Genomic DNA, 14,956 nt, shown 5'->3' with positions numbered 1-14,956 from the left:
GGACCCATGGCTCAAGGGCTCGTTACCGTCGCCTATATCGCGGCGAGCATCCTGTTCATCCTCGCGCTGGGGGGCCTGTCGAAACAGGAAACCGCGCGCCGGGGCAACATCTACGGCATCGTCGGCATGGCGATCGCCATCATCGCAACCATCGCCGCGCCGCAGGTCGCGAACTACGCGGTGATCGCGCCGGCAATGATCATCGGCGCGATCATCGGCGTCTACGTCGCCCGCCGCGTCGCCATGACCGGCATGCCGCAGCTGGTCGCCATGCTGCACAGCTTCGTCGGCCTCGCCGCCGTGCTGGTCGGCATCGGCAGCTATATCGATCCCAACAACGTTTTCATCGGCGTCGAGAAGACCATCCACGAGGTGGAGATCTTCGTCGGCGTCTTCATCGGCGCGATCACCTTCACCGGTTCGATCATCGCCTACGGCAAGCTGGATGGCCGGATCTCCGGCAAGCCGCTGATGCTGCCCTTCCGCCACGCGCTGAACCTGATCGCCGTGCTGATCTGCGTCTGGCTGGGCTACATGTTCCTGGGCGTCGAGGATCATGGCGGCGTCTGGGCGCTGCTGATCATGGCCGTGATCGCCTTCATCGTCGGCGCGCACCTGATCATGGGGATCGGCGGCGCCGACATGCCCGTCGTCGTTTCCATGCTGAACAGCTATTCCGGCTGGGCGGCGGCGGCGACCGGCTTCATGCTGGGCAACGACCTGCTGATTGTCACCGGCGCGCTGGTGGGCTCCTCCGGTGCGATCCTGTCCTACATCATGTGCCGGGCGATGAACCGCCACTTCGTTTCGGTCATCCTGGGCGGCTTCGGCACGGCCGGCGGGGCGTCCGCGGACGTCGAGGGCGAGGCGGTGGCGACCAGCCACGACAACGTTGCCGAGATGCTGACGGAAGCCAACGAGGTCATCATCATCCCGGGCTACGGCATGGCCGTGGCGCAGGCGCAGGGCACGGTTTCCGAGATCACCCGGCGGCTGCGGGCGAAGAACGTCAATGTGCGCTTCGCCATCCACCCGGTCGCGGGACGCCTGCCGGGCCACATGAACGTGCTGCTGGCCGAAGCCAAGGTGCCCTACGACATCGTCCTGGAGATGGACGAGATCAACGAGGATTTCCCGAAGACCGACGTCGTTCTGGTGATCGGCGCCAACGACATCGTCAACCCGGCCGCCCAGGACGATCCCAACAGCCCCATCGCCGGCATGCCGGTGCTGGAATGCTGGAAGGCGCGGACCACGGTGGTGCTGAAACGCTCCATGGCCACCGGCTATGCCGGCGTCGACAACCCACTGTTCTACAAGGACAACACGCGGATGCTGTTCGGCGACGCCAAGGAGAGCCTCGACACGGTGCTGTCCCGGCTGGAGAGCTGATCAGACGCGGCGGCCCATCCGGATCGTGACCCGGAGGCCGCCCAGCGGCGAGGGCGTCAGTTCCAGCGATCCGCCATAGCTCTGCACGATGTCCTGCGCCAGGGTCAGACCCAGTCCCGTCAGCCCCGGCGCGCCGTCCAGGCTCTGGCCGCGCGACAGCGCCTGGCGGATCTGTGCGGGCTTGAGTCCGGGCCCGTCGTCGTCTACCTGGACGACGTCCCCGGTCCCGTTGGCGAAGGCGCTGACGTGGATCGCGCGCTCGGCGTGGCGCGCGGCGTTGTCCAGCAGGTTGCCCAGCACGTCGTAGAGATCGGCCTCCTCGAGCGGCAGGCGGAAGGCGTCCGGAGCGGAAATCTCCAGCGCCACGCCGGCTTCGTCGAGCCGGGAACCCAGCACCCGCGCGATCCCGTCCAGCACCGGGCCGAGCTCGGTGGCGGCGTTGCGGTGCGCGCCGCCCGCGGACCGGGCCAGGGCGAGGTGCAGGTTGACCTGCCGCAGCGCCTGGTCGGCCTGGGTCCGGACCAGTTCGGACGGCACCCGGTCCTCGCTCTCGGCGGCCTGGATCATCACCGCCAGCGGGGTTTTCAGCGAATGGGCCAGTCCCGCCGCCTGGTCGCGGGCGCGGGCGAGAAGCCGGTTCTGCGCCGCCTTGAGGGCATTGACCTCCTGCGCCGCAGGGGCGATCTCGGCCGGCACTTCCTCGCTCAGTTCCTCGCGCTCCCCATTGCGCAGCGCCTTGATCTCGCCGGCGAAGCGCCGCATCGAGCGCAGGCTCATGAAGCCCAGCACCGAGACCGCGAGCACCGCCAGCACACCTTCGGCGATCATGGCGCCGGTGGCGAGGCGGGTCATCAGCCGGCCGATCCGGTCGTAGTCGGCGGTGTCGGTCGCCACCTGCACCAGCAGATCGCCCTCCGGCCGTTCGACGCGGCCGATCCAGACCCTGAGGCGCTGATCCAGCGGGCCGGCGGCGAAGCCGAAGCCTGACGCTCCGTCCGGTACCGCCGCGGGGGGCAGCGCGGTGTCCCACAGGGAACGCGATCGCAACGGCTCACCGTCGCCGGCGAGCGGGCGCACCTGCCAGTAGGCGCCGGAGAAGATCTCGGCGAACTGGGGCGGGCCGACGCTCTCGCCCGTGCGGATCGCGGCGAGATCCTGCTCGCGCAGATCGTGGACGATGTGATCGGCTAGACGGCCGAGTTCCCGGTCCCTGAGGCCGTCCAGTTCCCGTTCCAGCAGGCGTGCGCCGATCCAGGCCGACACCGCGGTCACCAGCAGCACCCCGGCGACCGAAAGCAGGATCATGCGCCGGGTGAGGGACGGCCGGCGGGCCGCTGCCGTCATTCGGCCGGCCCGGGATCGGCGCGGAAGGAATAGCCTAGGCCACGGATGGTCTCGATCCAGTGACGGCCGATCTTGCGCCGGATCCGGCTGATCAGGACCTCGGCGCCGTTGGAGGTCGTTTCCGAGTTCTCGTCCTGGACATGGTCGATAATCTGCGACTGGGACATGACTCGTCCGGCATTGTGCGCCAGGTAGCTCAGGATCTTGTACTCCTGACCGGTCAGGCGGACATCCTGACCGCCGACGAAGACGCGCTGTGCGGTGGTGTCGATCTCCAGATCGCGGAAGGTGAGGACGGAGACGTCCTTGCCCGCGGCCCGGCGGATCTGGGCGCGGATGCGCGCCAGCAGTTCCTCCTGGTGGAAGGGCTTGGTGACATAGTCGTCGGCGCCGGCGTCCATGCCGGCCACCTTCTCGCGCCAGCCGTCCCGAGCGGTCAGCAGCAGCACCGGAGTCGTGACACCCTTGCGGCGCCAGTTCTTCAGCAGGGTGACTCCGTCCAGGCCGGGCAGGTTCACGTCCAGCAGCACCAGGTCGTAGGGCGCGACATCCATGCGGATATCCGCCTCGTCGGCGTCCTCGGCAGTGTCGACGGCATAGGCGACGCGCTGCAGGGTCGCCTTCAGCCCCTCCCTGAGGGCGGCCTCGTCCTCGACGACAAGTATCCGCATGGTCCTACCTTCCCTGGCTCACACGTCCGGTCCGGGCGTCGGCGATCAGCCGTTGCAGCCGTCCGTCCGGATAGCGCCACATGATGACATAGCGGCCGTCCGCGTACTGGATCTGCTCGGCCTGCCCGCCCTCGCTCTGCTGGATGCGCCGGAGTATCTGCGACAGCGGCAGTTCGTCCGCCTTCCGTCGGCCGTTCTCGGCGCGCCGCTCCCAGGGGTTGCCGCCGCCGCGCCGTTCGGGCTCGGCGTAGCGCTCCGCGAACCCCCGTGCGGGCGAATGTCGGCCGTCGTCAGGCTTCGCGAACCCGGTCCCGCCCGCCGCGAGGGCGGCGAGCAGGGCGAGCGCGAATGTGAGACTGCGGTGCAATGTACGCCTCTCTCTTCGTCAGGGTCCGACGTCGCGCAGGTTCTCGCGGCGGCGTTCGCCGCCTCGCCGCCGGTCGTCGCCATCATCGTCGTTGTTCCGGACGATAATATCCAGTCCGCCCCGGCGCCTTTCAAGGTGGTCGGCGTCACGGTCCCGGTGGCCGAAGCGGGGGCCATGACGTCCGCGGGCGTAGTCGACATCCTCGATGCGGCCCGTGAAGCGGTCGACCTCGATCGTGACGGGGCCGTGCGCGCGGCTGAAGCCCCGGACCTCGTAGACGCGGCCGCGCGGCGCGATGGCGTTGACCCGCATGGGCAGACGGGCGGTGGCGATGTCCGCCGCCCGCTTGGCGGAGATGCCGCGATGGCGGCGCGCCCGCCGGTCGTGGCCGAAGTCGACGTCGATGATCTTGCCGGTAAAGCGGTGCACCGACACGGAAACCGGACCCCGGCGGCTCATGCCGTGAACGACGAAGGCGCGACCGGTGCGGTCGACGGAGCGGACGCGCATCGGGACGCGGGCGTTGGCGATGCGGACAGCCCGCCGTGGCGTGATCAGGCGGCGGTCGGTGCGGTCGTCGTGGCGCTCCAGCCCCGGAATACCGAGGCGGATCTCGAAGTCGACCTCCGCCGCCTCGGTCAGGGCCGGCCCCAGGGCCAGCGCGGGAGGCGGCTGCAAGGGTGCGGCGGCCGCGCCGCCGGCGAGGCCGATACCCAGAAGGATCGCGAGGGACTTCAGCGGTTTCATGGCGAATTCTCCTTCTTCTCGCCCTGTCGGGAAGGAGAATGGCCATCGCGCCTGAACCGCCTTCCAACCGGCGGTTCATTCTCGGTTCAGACGGCGCTCGGAACTCGACCGACGGCTGGCTGCATGGCCGCCGTGCCCGCTGGCGCAAGGCGGGTTCCATATTCGCCGCAGCCGCTCTAGTTTCCGCGGCGAAACGTTTTCCAGCACGGCAACCGGGAGGAAACAGCCATGGCCGAGGCTTTCGTTTGCGAGGCGGCGCGCACGCCGTTCGGCAGGTTTGGCGGGGCGCTGAAGTCGGTCCGGGCGGACGATCTGGCCGCGCATCCGATCGCGACGCTGATGCAGCGGAATGCCGGCGTCGACTGGGACGCGCTGGACGACGTGATCTACGGCTGCGCCAATCAGGCCGGCGAGGACAACCGCAACGTTGCCCGCATGGCGCTGCTGCTGGCCGGACTGCCCCAGTCCGTGCCCGGTTCCACGGTCAACCGGCTCTGCGGCTCGTCGATGGACGCCGTGGGCACCGCGGCACGCGCGATCAGGGCCGGCGACGCCGACTTCATGATCGCCGGCGGCGTCGAGAGCATGACCCGCGCGCCCTTCGTCATGGGCAAGGCGGAGACGGCCTTCTCGCGGTCTGCGGACATTCACGACACGACGATCGGCTGGCGCTTCGTCAATCCAAAGATGAAGAAGCAGTTCGGCATCGATTCCATGCCGGAGACGGCCGAGAACGTCGCCGAGGAGTTCCAGGTCAAGCGCGAGGATCAGGACGCCTTCGCCGCCCGCAGCCAGCAGCGCGCCGCGAAGGCGCAGAAGGACGGCGTCTTCGCCGAGGAGATCGCGGCGGTCAACATCCCGCAGCGCAAGGGCGACGCCATCGTCGTCGCGCATGACGAGCACATCCGCGGCGAAACCACGGTCGAGAGCCTGGCGAAACTGCCGACGCCGTTCCGCGAGGGCGGCACCGTCACCGCCGGCAATGCCTCCGGCGTCAATGACGGCGCCTGCGCCATGTTCGTGGCCAGCGAGGCCGCGGCGGCGAAGCACGGGCTGACGCCCCGGGCGCGGATCCTGGGCATGGCGACGGCCGGCGTCGCGCCGCGGATCATGGGCATCGGTCCGGCCCCGGCTTCGCAGAAGGTGCTGGAGAAGGTCGGCCTCACCATCGCCGACATGGACGTGATCGAGCTGAACGAAGCTTTCGCCGCGCAGGCGCTGGCGGTGACGCGCCAGCTCGGCCTGCCCGACGACGCCGATCACGTGAATCCCCATGGCGGCGCCATCGCGCTTGGCCATCCGCTCGGCGCCTCCGGTTCGCGGCTGGTGCTGACTGCGGTGAACCAGCTTCACCGCACCGGCGGCCGTTACGCGCTCTGCACCATGTGCATCGGCGTGGGCCAGGGCATCGCCGTGGTGCTGGAGCGCGTGTGACCTGATTGCCCCCGCGCCCACGCGGGTTGCGCCGGGCGAGCCTTTCGGCTCAAAATCCTTCCAACGAGGCGCGGTCGAACAAAAGAACCGCCTCAGGGAGGTAACGATGATGTCCAGGGCTGGTCCGGCCGCGCGCCGAACCAACGGGGCGGGTACGTGAACTTCGTCGCGCGCAAGCTGCTGCGCTTGGTCGGCGTGGTGTTCGCGGTTTCCGTCCTGACATTCCTGATGATCAGCCTGCTGCCCGGCGACGTGGCCTACGCCATCGCCGGCGAGGACGCGACCCTGGAAGAAATCAACCAGATCCGCGAGGAACTGGGTCTCAACGATCCGCTGCCGATCCGCTATCTGGAATGGATCGGCAATTGCCTGACCGGCGATTTCGGCGCGAGCATCCGCACGGGCGAACCGGTGCTGGAAGCGATCTTCGCCCGCCTGCCGGTGACGCTGGAACTGATGATCCTGTCGCAGATCATCGCCGTCCTGCTGGCCATCCCGCTCGGTCTCTACTCGGCCTACAGGGCAAACACCGCACGGGACAAGGCGATCACCACGATCGGCTTCGTCTTCGTCTCGGTCCCCAATTTCGTCTTCGGCCTGATCCTGATCTATGTCTTCGCCCTGCAGCTCGACCTGCTGCCGGCGACCGATTATCAGCGCATCTCCGACGGCCTGTGGGCGAACCTGCGTTCCATGATCCTGCCGGCGCTGGCCATCGCGTCCGCCGAATGGGTGGTGCTGATGCGGGTGCTGCGCTCCGACATGATCGGCGTGCTGCGCGAGGACTACATCGCCATGGCGCGCTCCAAGGGCCTGCCGCCGGCGAGCGTGCTGTTCCGCCATGCGCTCCGGCCGGCCTCCTTCACCCTGCTGACGATCCTCGGCCTGCAGGTCGCCAACGTGATGAGCGGCGCGCTGGTCATCGAGACGCTGTTCGCGCTGCCGGGGCTGGGGCGGCTGCTGGTGGAGAACATCTTCGCGCGCGACTTCATGATGGTGCAGGGCTGCGTGCTGTTCATCGCGGTGTTCTACACGGTGATCAACTTCACCGTGGACATGCTCTACGCCGCCATCGATCCGCGCGTCAGGGTGGAGCGCGGCCATGGCTGAGGCCGTCGAGGAAGTCGCCCTGCGGCCGCGGCGCCGGCGCCTTGGCCTCGCCTTCTGGCTTTCGGTGGTCTGGCTGGGCCTGATGTGTCTCGGCGCCCTGACCGCGGATCTGCTGCCCGTGGCGCAGCATGACAGCATGGATTTTCTCTCGCCTGCCGTGCCGCCCGGCGCCGTGGGCGAACAGGCGCTGCAGGGTTCCGACGAGTTCGTCGAATACACCTACTGGCTGGGCGCGGACAATCTCGGCCGGGACATTCTCTCGCGCCTGCTGAAGGGCAGCCAGACATCGCTGATGATCGGCCTGCTGGCGCCGCTGATCGGCCTGCTGATCGGCGGCACGCTGGGCATGACCGCCGGTTACTACCGGGGCTGGATCGAGGCCGCGGTCGTCGCCGGCATCGACGTTATCCTTGCCTTTCCGGCGCTGGTGCTGCTGACCGCCGTGATCTTCTACGCCGGGGCGACGATCCCCAACGTCATCATATCGCTGGGCTTTCTGTCGGTGCCGGCCTTCACCCGTGTCGCCCGCGCAACGACGCTCTCCTTCGCCCAGCGCGAGTTCGTGCTGGCGGCCCGGGCCAGCGGGGCCAGCGACCTGCGCATCCTGGTGCGCGAGCTGCTGCCCAACGTCATGGTGCCGATGCTGGTCTACGGCCTGCTCGTGACGGCAGTGCTGATCGTGGTGGAAGGCGTGCTGAGCTTCCTCGGTCTCAGCGTCCAGGCGCCGGCCGTGTCCTGGGGCAACCTGATCGAATCGGGGCGCGACTACCTGCAGGAGGCGCCGCACATCACCTTCATTCCGGCCGGCGTGATGTGCCTGACGGTTCTGTCCTTCAATCTGATCGGGGACCAGCTCCGCAATCTGGGCGACACGCGGGAGAGCCGGCTTTGAGCGCGCCGCTGCTGTCGCTGGAGAATGTCAGCGTCCACTTCGAGACCCCGATGGGCCGGCTCAGGGCCGTCGACGGCGTCGACCTGGAACTCGGCCACGGCCGCACCGTCGGCATTGTCGGCGAATCGGGCTGCGGCAAGTCGGTACTGTCGCGGACGATCATGGGACTGTGGCCGTCGAACGCGCGGATCGGACGCGGCAGCCGCATCGTGCTGGACGGCCGCAACCTGCTGGAGATGCGGGAACGGGAATTGCGGCGGATCAGGGGGCCGGAGGTCGCCATGATCTTCCAGGACCCGATGTCGTCGCTGAACCCGGTGATGACCGTCGGCCGGCAGATCTCCGAAGGGCCGATCCGGCATCTCGGCATGTCGAAGTCGGCGGCGCGCAGCCTGGCGGTCGAGCTTCTCCAGGCGGTGGGCATCCCCCAGCCCGAAGAGCGTGTGCGCGCCTATCCGCACCAGCTCTCGGGCGGCATGCGCCAGCGCGTCGCCATCGCCATGGCGCTGGCCTGCCAGCCCAAGCTGCTGATCGCCGACGAGCCGACGACCGCTCTCGACGTCACCGTGCAGGCGGAGATCCTCGACCTGCTGGCGCGGCAGTCCCGCGAGCGGAACATGGCGATGATCCTGATCACCCACGATCTGGGCGTGGTCGCCGGACGGACCGACGACGTCGCGGTGATGTATGCCGGCCGGGTGGTGGAGCGGGCGGCGACATCGGAACTGTTCGCCAACATGCGCATGCCCTACACCGAAGCCTTGCTGCGGTCGATTCCCCGGCTGGAGGATCCGCCCCACAAGCGCCTCGAGACCGTCGGCGGCCGGCCGCCCAATCTCATCGCGCCGCCGCCCGGCTGCCGCTTCGCGCCACGCTGTCCCTATGCCGATGACGCCTGCCGCCAGTCGGAACCCCGGCTGGAGCGGGTCTCCAACGATCCGAGCCACATGTTCGCCTGTTTCAAGCCCCTGAAGCAGGAGGCCCCAGCATGACGGAGACCATGCTGGAGGTCGAGGACCTGGTGGTCGAGTTCGGGCCGGTGCAGGCCGTCTCCGGGGTGAATTTCACGCTGCGTTCGGGAGAGACGCTGGGGCTGGTCGGCGAATCGGGCTGCGGCAAGTCGTCGACGGCGCGGGCGGTAATGCAATTGCCGCGGCCCACCTCGGGTTCGGTCCGGCTTCAGGGCATGGAACTGACCAGGGCCCGCGGGGAGGCGCTGCGCGCAGTCCGCCCGAAGCTGCAGATGATCTTCCAGGATCCGGTCTCCTCCCTCAATCCGCGCCGCACGGTGCTCGAGATCGTCGCCGCGCCGCTGGAAGTGATCGGCTGGGGCGACCTGAACTCGCGCCGCGAAAGGGTCGTCCAGGCGCTGGAGGCGGTCGGCCTGGAGCCGGAAATCTCCCTGGATCGCCGCCCGCACGAGTTTTCCGGGGGTCAGTGTCAGCGCATCTCCATCGCCCGGGCGTTGGTGCTCGATCCGGAAGTGCTGATCTGCGACGAGCCGGTTTCGGCGCTGGACGTCTCGGTGCAGGCGCAGATTCTCAACCTGCTTCACGACATGAAGGATCGCTACAACCTGACCATGCTGTTCATCAGCCACGACCTGGCGGTGGTGAAGAACATCTGCGACCGGGTGGCGGTGATGTATCTGGGCAAGATCGTCGAGGAGGCGGATTCGGAAGCGCTCTACCGCCATCCCAGGCACCACTACACCCGCGCCCTGCTCTCGGCGGTGCCCGAGCCCGATCCCGGCGTCCGGCCCGACCCGGTCAACCTGATGTCGGGCGAACTGCCCTCGCCGATGAACCCGCCCTCGGGCTGCCGCTTCCGCACCCGCTGCCCCAGGGCGGAGCGGAAATGCGCGAACGTCGAGCCGCCGCTGGCCGAGATCGCGCCCCGCCACCGCGTCGCCTGCCATTTCCCCATTGCCGAGCCGGCCGCCGGCGCGTAGGTCTCCGCCCATCCGGACGGAGGCGCAAGATGACGGAAAAGCCGGGCTTCATCGACGAGATCGCGTTCAACGACGACGGCCTGGTGCCGACGATCGCCCAGCAGCATGACAGCGGCGAGGTTCTGATGATGGCGTGGATGAATGCCGCGTCCATCGCCGAGACGCTGGCCACGGGCCGGGTCTGCTACTGGTCGCGTTCCCGCCGCGCCTTCTGGCGCAAGGGCGAGAGTTCGGGCCATGTGCAGCGCCTGGTCGAACTGCGCTACGACTGCGATGGGGACACGCTGCTTTTGCTGGTCGATCAGACCGGTCCGGCCTGCCACACCGACCGCAGGAGCTGTTTCTACCGCGCCGTCCGTGCCGGGGAGACGGTGGAAATCATGGCGCCGGAGCAGCCCTGAACGACGCCTACTGCGCCGCCGCGTCGACCCGTCGCCCGGCCGGCAGGAACAGCGTGACCGTCGAGCCCCGGCCGGGCTCCGAGCGGAACTCGATGCGTCCGCCATGCAGTTCGATCAACTGCTTGACCAGATAGAGCCCGAGGCCGGTTCCTTCCTGCTCGTGACGGTTGATCACGGATTCGACCTGGCCGAATGGCTGGAGAATCCGGGGGATGTCGGCGGCGGCGACGCCGATGCCGCGATCGGCGACCGCGATGGCGACCTCGCCGCTGTCGGTCAACCGGGTGCTGATGCGGATGTCGGACGGCGTGCGGCTGAACTTGATGGCGTTGCCGACCAGGTTGATCACCATCTGCTTCACCGTCCGCTGGTCCGCGACGACGGGCGGCACCTCGGGGTCGAAGTCGGTGACCAGTCGCAGGTGCTTGCGGTCGGCGCGCTCGTGCAGCATCCGCACGACCGAGCGGATCGGCTCGTTCAGGTCGACGACGCTCTCCTGCAGCTCGAAATAGCCCGCCTGCATCTTCGACAGGTCGAGGATCTCGTTGATGATCTCCAGCAGGTGGGCGCCACTGGCGTGGATGTCGCTGGCGTGCTTGCGGTAGCGCGGATCGGGCAGGGGACCGAAGCCCTCATCCATGAACAGTTCGGCGAACCCGAGAATGGCGTTCAGCGGCGTGCGGAGCTCGTGGCTCATCAGCGCGAGGAATTCCGACTTGGCGCGGTCGGCCGCTTCCGCCTCCACCTTGGCGCGGACCAGTTCCGTCTCGTTCTGCTTCATCGCCGTCAGGTCGACCACGGTGGATACCATGCCGCCGCGGCTGGTGCGGTTGTGGTAGACGCCGACCCAGCGGCCGTCGGCCATCTCTTCCACCTGCGCCGAGCCCGGACCGCTGCGCGCGGCCATTGTCTCCTCGATCCAGGACGTGCGGCTGACCTCGCCTTCCTCCACCCGCCGGGGCAGGGCGGCGTGGCGTAGCATGTCGACGAAGGCCGTCCCCGGCTTCATGCGCTCATGATCGATGCCCAGGAAGTCGGCGAAGCGGTCGTTGGCGACGACCATGCGGTCGTCCTCGTCGAACTGGGCGAAGCCCTCGGAACTGTGCGCGATGGCGTCGAGCAGGCTCATGCGGGCCTCGGACAGTTCCGCCAGCAGCTCGTCATTGGCGACCCGTGCGCGGATCGAATCGACGAAGGAGATATAGACGCTGCGCGCCATCACCAGCAGGACCGGAATGAACAGCAGGTTCATCGCCGTCAGCATCAGGTAGATGGCGTCGCCGATCAGCGCAAACCGGATCGCCACCGGCAGCACGCAGCCCACCGTGAAGCCGATGGCCGCCAGCGGCACCACCGACAGCACCGTGGCCCCGCCCGCGCCCATGCCGGCGACGATGAGGCCGATGATGACCTGTTCGGGGACTGGCGCTTCCGGGATAAGGATGGCGGCGCCGCCGCCCCACAGCAGGCCCTGCACCGCCGCGATCCTGGCCAGGCGGCGCGGCCCGCGGTCGCTGACATAGTCCGGCGTCTGCGAACGCCGCCGAGTACGCCATTGCAGGTAACCGATCCCGGAGAGTACCGACAGCGTTCCCGCCCAGGCGATGGCGATCTCCCGATCCTGCGCGTCGGCGCCGATGGCGGCGGTCAGGATGGCGTTGAAGGCGACCGCCAGGAACATCAGCGGTGCGCGGCGGACGATGACCGCCATCTGCTGGACGCGGATCTGCACCGCCTCGGGCGACTCGCCTCGATCGTGCGCCACCCAGAATGTGCTCAATCCGGCCATTCGAGATCCCGGCCCTCCCATGCTGCATCCGATCCTAGCAGCAATTTCGCATGCGCTAAGTCACCGCCTGCAGCCAATATCGTCTTCCTTCCCCGTGGCGGAGGCCAGTGCGAGTTCCTATGGTGCTGCGCGCAACGGGTGCAGAGCACGGTGGGAAGTTCGCATGAGTGCCAGGGAAGTGGACAGGGCCTGTCTGCTGAGACTGTTCGAGGCCGCGGTCGATCGCGCGCGGCCGGCGAACTGCCTTGGCGGTCACCTGCCATCGCCGGGGAGCGGACGGAACGTGGTCGTAGGCGCGGGCAAGGCCGCCGGCGCCATGGCGGAGGCCTTCGAGGCCGCCTGGCGCGGCGACGTGGAGGGTCTGGTCGTCACCCGCGACGGCTACGCCCGCCCGACCCGCCATATCCGGGTCGTCGAAGCCGCGCATCCGGTCCCGGACGAGCGGGGCCTGGCGGCCGCGCGCGAGATACTCGATCTGGTCAGCGGCCTGGGCCCCGAGGATCAGGTCATCTGCCTGCTTTCCGGCGGGGGCTCCGCCCTGCTGACCTGTCCGGCGGAAGGCGTGAGCCTGGCGGCCAAGCAGCAGGTCACGCGGGACCTGCTCCGCTGCGGCGCGCCGATCGGGGCGATCAACACCGTCCGCCGCCGGCTTTCGGCCATCAAGGGCGGCGGTCTGGCCCGCGCCGCCGCACCGGCGAAGGTCGTCACCCTGGCGATCTCGGACGTGGTCGGCGACGATCCGGCGGTGATCGCGTCGGGACCCACCGTACCCGACCCGACCTCACCCGCCGATGCCCTCGCCGTGCTGGCAAGATACGGGATCGCGCCGCCGGCCGAAGTCAGCCGCCATCTGGCGAAGGAAGCCGAAAGGCAAGATATCGCCCTTCCCGAAAGCGACTACCGCCTGATCGCGCGGCCCCGCGATGCGCTGGATGCCGCGAAGGCGCTGGCCGAGGCCGAGGGGCTGCGGGTGATCGATCTAGGCGACGCGCTGGAAGGGGAAGCCCGCGACCGCGCCCCCGGCCACGCCGACATGGCGCGCAGACTTCAGCACGAACCGGGCGACAGTCTCATCCTCTCGGGCGGCGAACTGACGGTCACGGTGCGGAACGCCGAGGGGCTCGGCGGCCCGAACCGCGAATACGCCATGGCGCTGGCCCTGGCGCTGGGCGGCGCCGGCGGGATCAGCGCGCTCGCGGCCGATACCGACGGCGTGGACGGGGCCGGCGAAGCCGCCGGTGCGATCGTCGATCCGTCGACCTGGTTCCGGGCGCGCGAAGCCGGGATCGATCTCGGCCGGGCGCTGGCGGAAAACGACACGCACCGGGCCTTCGAACGGCTGGGCGATCTTGTCGCAACCGGCCCGACATTCACCAACGTCAACGACTTCCGTGCGATCATCATTCGTTCAAGAGCGGGAAAGTTCCATGCACCGTAACCGCCAGACCAAGATCCTTGCCACGCTGGGGCCCGGCACTTCGACGGCGGCGCGCATCGCCAGCCTGTTCGACGCCGGCGTCGACGTCTTCCGCTTCAATTTCAGCCATGGCAGCCATGCCGATCACCGGCGGCGGCACCGCGTCGTGCGCGCGCTGGAGGAGGCGCGGGGCCACCCCATCGGCATTCTGGCCGACCTGCAGGGGCCCAAGCTCAGGATCGGCGAGTTCGAGCATGGCGGAATCGAACTGAAGCGCGGCCGCAAGCTGCGTCTCGACCTGGACGACGCCATGGGCGACGAGAAGCGGGTGCAGCTTCCCCATCCGGAAATCTTCAAGGTGCTTGAAAAGGGATCGCATCTGCTGCTGGACGACGGCCGGGTGCGGCTGAAGGTGCTGGACTGCGACGGCAAGTCGGCCGAAACCGAGGTGCTGCAGGGCTCGAAGCTCTCCAACCACAAGGGCGTCAACGTGCCTGACGTCGTGCTGCCCCTGGCGGCGCTGTCCGACAAGGACCGCAGGGACCTGGAGTTCGCGATCTCGCTGGGCGTCGACTGGCTGGCGCTGAGCTTCGTGCAACGTCCCGAGGATGTGGCCGAGGCGCGCAAGCTGGCCGGCGGGCAGGCCCTGGTCATGGCCAAGATCGAGAAGCCATCGGCCGTCGAGCACTTCCAGGAAATCCTTGACCTCTCCGACGGCGTCATGATCGCGCGCGGCGACCTGGGCGTGGAAACGCCGGTGGAGCGGGTGCCGGTGCTCCAGAAGTCTCTGGTGCGGCAGGCCCGGGCGGCGGGCAAGACCGTGGTGGTGGCGACACAGATGCTCGAATCCATGGTCAGCAGCCCGTTTCCGACCCGGGCCGAGGTTTCCGACGTCGCAACGGCCGTCTATGACGGCGCCGACGCGGTGATGCTGTCGGCCGAGACGGCGGTGGGCGAGTTCCCCGTCGAGGCTGTCACGACGATGAACGACGTCATCCAGGCGACCGAGAACGACGCCCACTACCGCACCATGATGGAGGCCGACCGCGCGGTGCCGGAGGCGACCGCCGCGGACGCCATCACCGCCGCCGCCCGCCAGGTCGCGGAAACCGTCAACGCCGCGGCCATCGTCACCTACACCACGTCCGGCTCGACTTCGTTCCGCGCCGCCCGGGAACGCCCGGCCAAGCCGATTCTCTGCCTGACGCCCAGGCTGGAGACCTCGCGGCGGCTGGCGCTGGCCTGGGGCGTCAGGCCGGTGCTGACGGAGGACGCGCGCGACTTCGCCGACATGGTCGACCGCGCCTGCCGCATCGCGAAGCGGGAGAAACTGGCCGAATCCGGCCAGCGCCTGGTGATCACGGCGGGCGTGCCCTTCGGGACGCCGGGCGCGACGAATATCCTTCGCATCGCCTGGGTGGAAGGTTAGACAGGGCGCGTA

At 68.7% G+C, this 14,956-nt stretch carries 14 protein-coding genes; 9 read left to right on the top strand and 5 right to left on the bottom strand.

What is annotated here, in order from left to right; genetic code table 11:
* The first annotated feature begins 6 nt into the window (after positions 1-6).
* Positions 7-1,392 carry an NAD(P) transhydrogenase subunit beta gene (gene pntB, locus TEF_18215; protein ID ANK82509.1) on the top strand — a complete coding sequence of 462 codons (1,386 nt, stop codon included), beginning with the start codon at positions 7-9 and terminating at the stop codon, positions 1,390-1,392.
* Here the strand turns inward: pntB and TEF_18210 are convergent, their stop codons facing one another.
* The 4 genes from TEF_18210 to TEF_18195 are packed head-to-tail and all read right to left on the bottom strand — an operon-like array spanning position 1,393 to position 4,521.
* A complete protein-coding gene (locus tag TEF_18210; protein ID ANK82508.1) occupies positions 1,393-2,697 on the bottom strand; it encodes a hypothetical protein in 1,305 nt (434 codons plus the stop codon).
* Positions 2,698-2,732: 35 nt separating this feature from the next.
* Positions 2,733-3,407, bottom strand: a complete 675-nt coding sequence (locus TEF_18205) for a DNA-binding response regulator (GenBank protein ANK82507.1) — start codon at positions 3,405-3,407, stop codon at positions 2,733-2,735.
* Positions 3,408-3,411: 4 nt separating this feature from the next.
* Entirely contained in the window at positions 3,412-3,774 is a 363-nt protein-coding gene (locus TEF_18200) for a hypothetical protein (protein ID ANK82506.1), read from the bottom strand.
* 18 nt (positions 3,775-3,792) lie between these two features.
* On the bottom strand, positions 3,793-4,521 hold the full coding sequence (locus tag TEF_18195) for a hypothetical protein (protein ANK82505.1): 729 nt from the start codon (positions 4,519-4,521) through the stop codon (positions 3,793-3,795).
* Positions 4,522-4,749: 228 nt separating this feature from the next.
* Between TEF_18195 and TEF_18190 the strand changes: the two genes are divergently transcribed.
* The 6 genes from TEF_18190 (at position 4,750) to TEF_18165 (ending at position 10,309) form a co-directional block, all read left to right on the top strand.
* A complete protein-coding gene (locus tag TEF_18190) occupies positions 4,750-5,955 on the top strand; it encodes a 3-oxoadipyl-CoA thiolase (GenBank protein ID ANK82504.1) in 1,206 nt (401 codons plus the stop codon).
* 156 nt (positions 5,956-6,111) lie between these two features.
* A complete protein-coding gene (locus TEF_18185) occupies positions 6,112-7,065 on the top strand; it encodes a peptide ABC transporter (protein ANK82503.1) in 954 nt (317 codons plus the stop codon).
* Positions 7,058-7,957, top strand: a complete 900-nt coding sequence (locus TEF_18180) for a hypothetical protein (GenBank protein ANK82502.1) — start codon at positions 7,058-7,060, stop codon at positions 7,955-7,957. The genes TEF_18185 and TEF_18180 overlap by 8 nt, the downstream gene beginning before the upstream one ends.
* Positions 7,954-8,949: a dipeptide/oligopeptide/nickel ABC transporter ATP-binding protein gene (locus TEF_18175; GenBank protein ANK82501.1), complete on the top strand. Its 996-nt coding sequence runs from the start codon at positions 7,954-7,956 to the stop codon at positions 8,947-8,949. The genes TEF_18180 and TEF_18175 overlap by 4 nt, the downstream gene beginning before the upstream one ends.
* A complete protein-coding gene (locus tag TEF_18170; GenBank protein ID ANK82500.1) occupies positions 8,946-9,908 on the top strand; it encodes a peptide ABC transporter ATP-binding protein in 963 nt (320 codons plus the stop codon). The genes TEF_18175 and TEF_18170 overlap by 4 nt, the downstream gene beginning before the upstream one ends.
* A 29-nt stretch (positions 9,909-9,937) precedes the next feature.
* Complete coding sequence (locus TEF_18165) at positions 9,938-10,309, top strand: phosphoribosyl-AMP cyclohydrolase (protein ID ANK82499.1); 372 nt, start codon at positions 9,938-9,940, stop codon at positions 10,307-10,309.
* 7 nt (positions 10,310-10,316) lie between these two features.
* Here the strand turns inward: TEF_18165 and TEF_18160 are convergent, their stop codons facing one another.
* Entirely contained in the window at positions 10,317-12,098 is a 1,782-nt protein-coding gene (locus tag TEF_18160) for a hypothetical protein (GenBank protein ANK82498.1), read from the bottom strand.
* A 163-nt stretch (positions 12,099-12,261) separates the two neighbouring features.
* Here TEF_18160 and TEF_18155 point away from each other — a divergent pair, with 163 nt between their 5' ends.
* Together TEF_18155 and TEF_18150 are read left to right on the top strand one after the other, a co-directional pair.
* On the top strand, positions 12,262-13,536 hold the full coding sequence (locus TEF_18155; GenBank protein ID ANK82497.1) for a hypothetical protein: 1,275 nt from the start codon (positions 12,262-12,264) through the stop codon (positions 13,534-13,536).
* The gene (locus tag TEF_18150) at positions 13,526-14,944 is read left to right on the top strand and encodes a pyruvate kinase (GenBank protein ID ANK82496.1); all 1,419 of its coding nucleotides are present in this window, start codon (positions 13,526-13,528) and stop codon (positions 14,942-14,944) included. The genes TEF_18155 and TEF_18150 overlap by 11 nt, the downstream gene beginning before the upstream one ends.
* The last annotated feature ends 12 nt before the right edge of the window (positions 14,945-14,956 follow it).

The sequence above is a fragment of the Rhizobiales bacterium NRL2 genome, from assembly GCA_001664005.1.
Classification (GTDB): domain Bacteria; phylum Pseudomonadota; class Alphaproteobacteria; order Minwuiales; family Minwuiaceae; genus Minwuia.
Note: the sequence above shows the minus strand (reverse complement) of the source record. Positions and strands in the feature narration are given on the sequence as shown.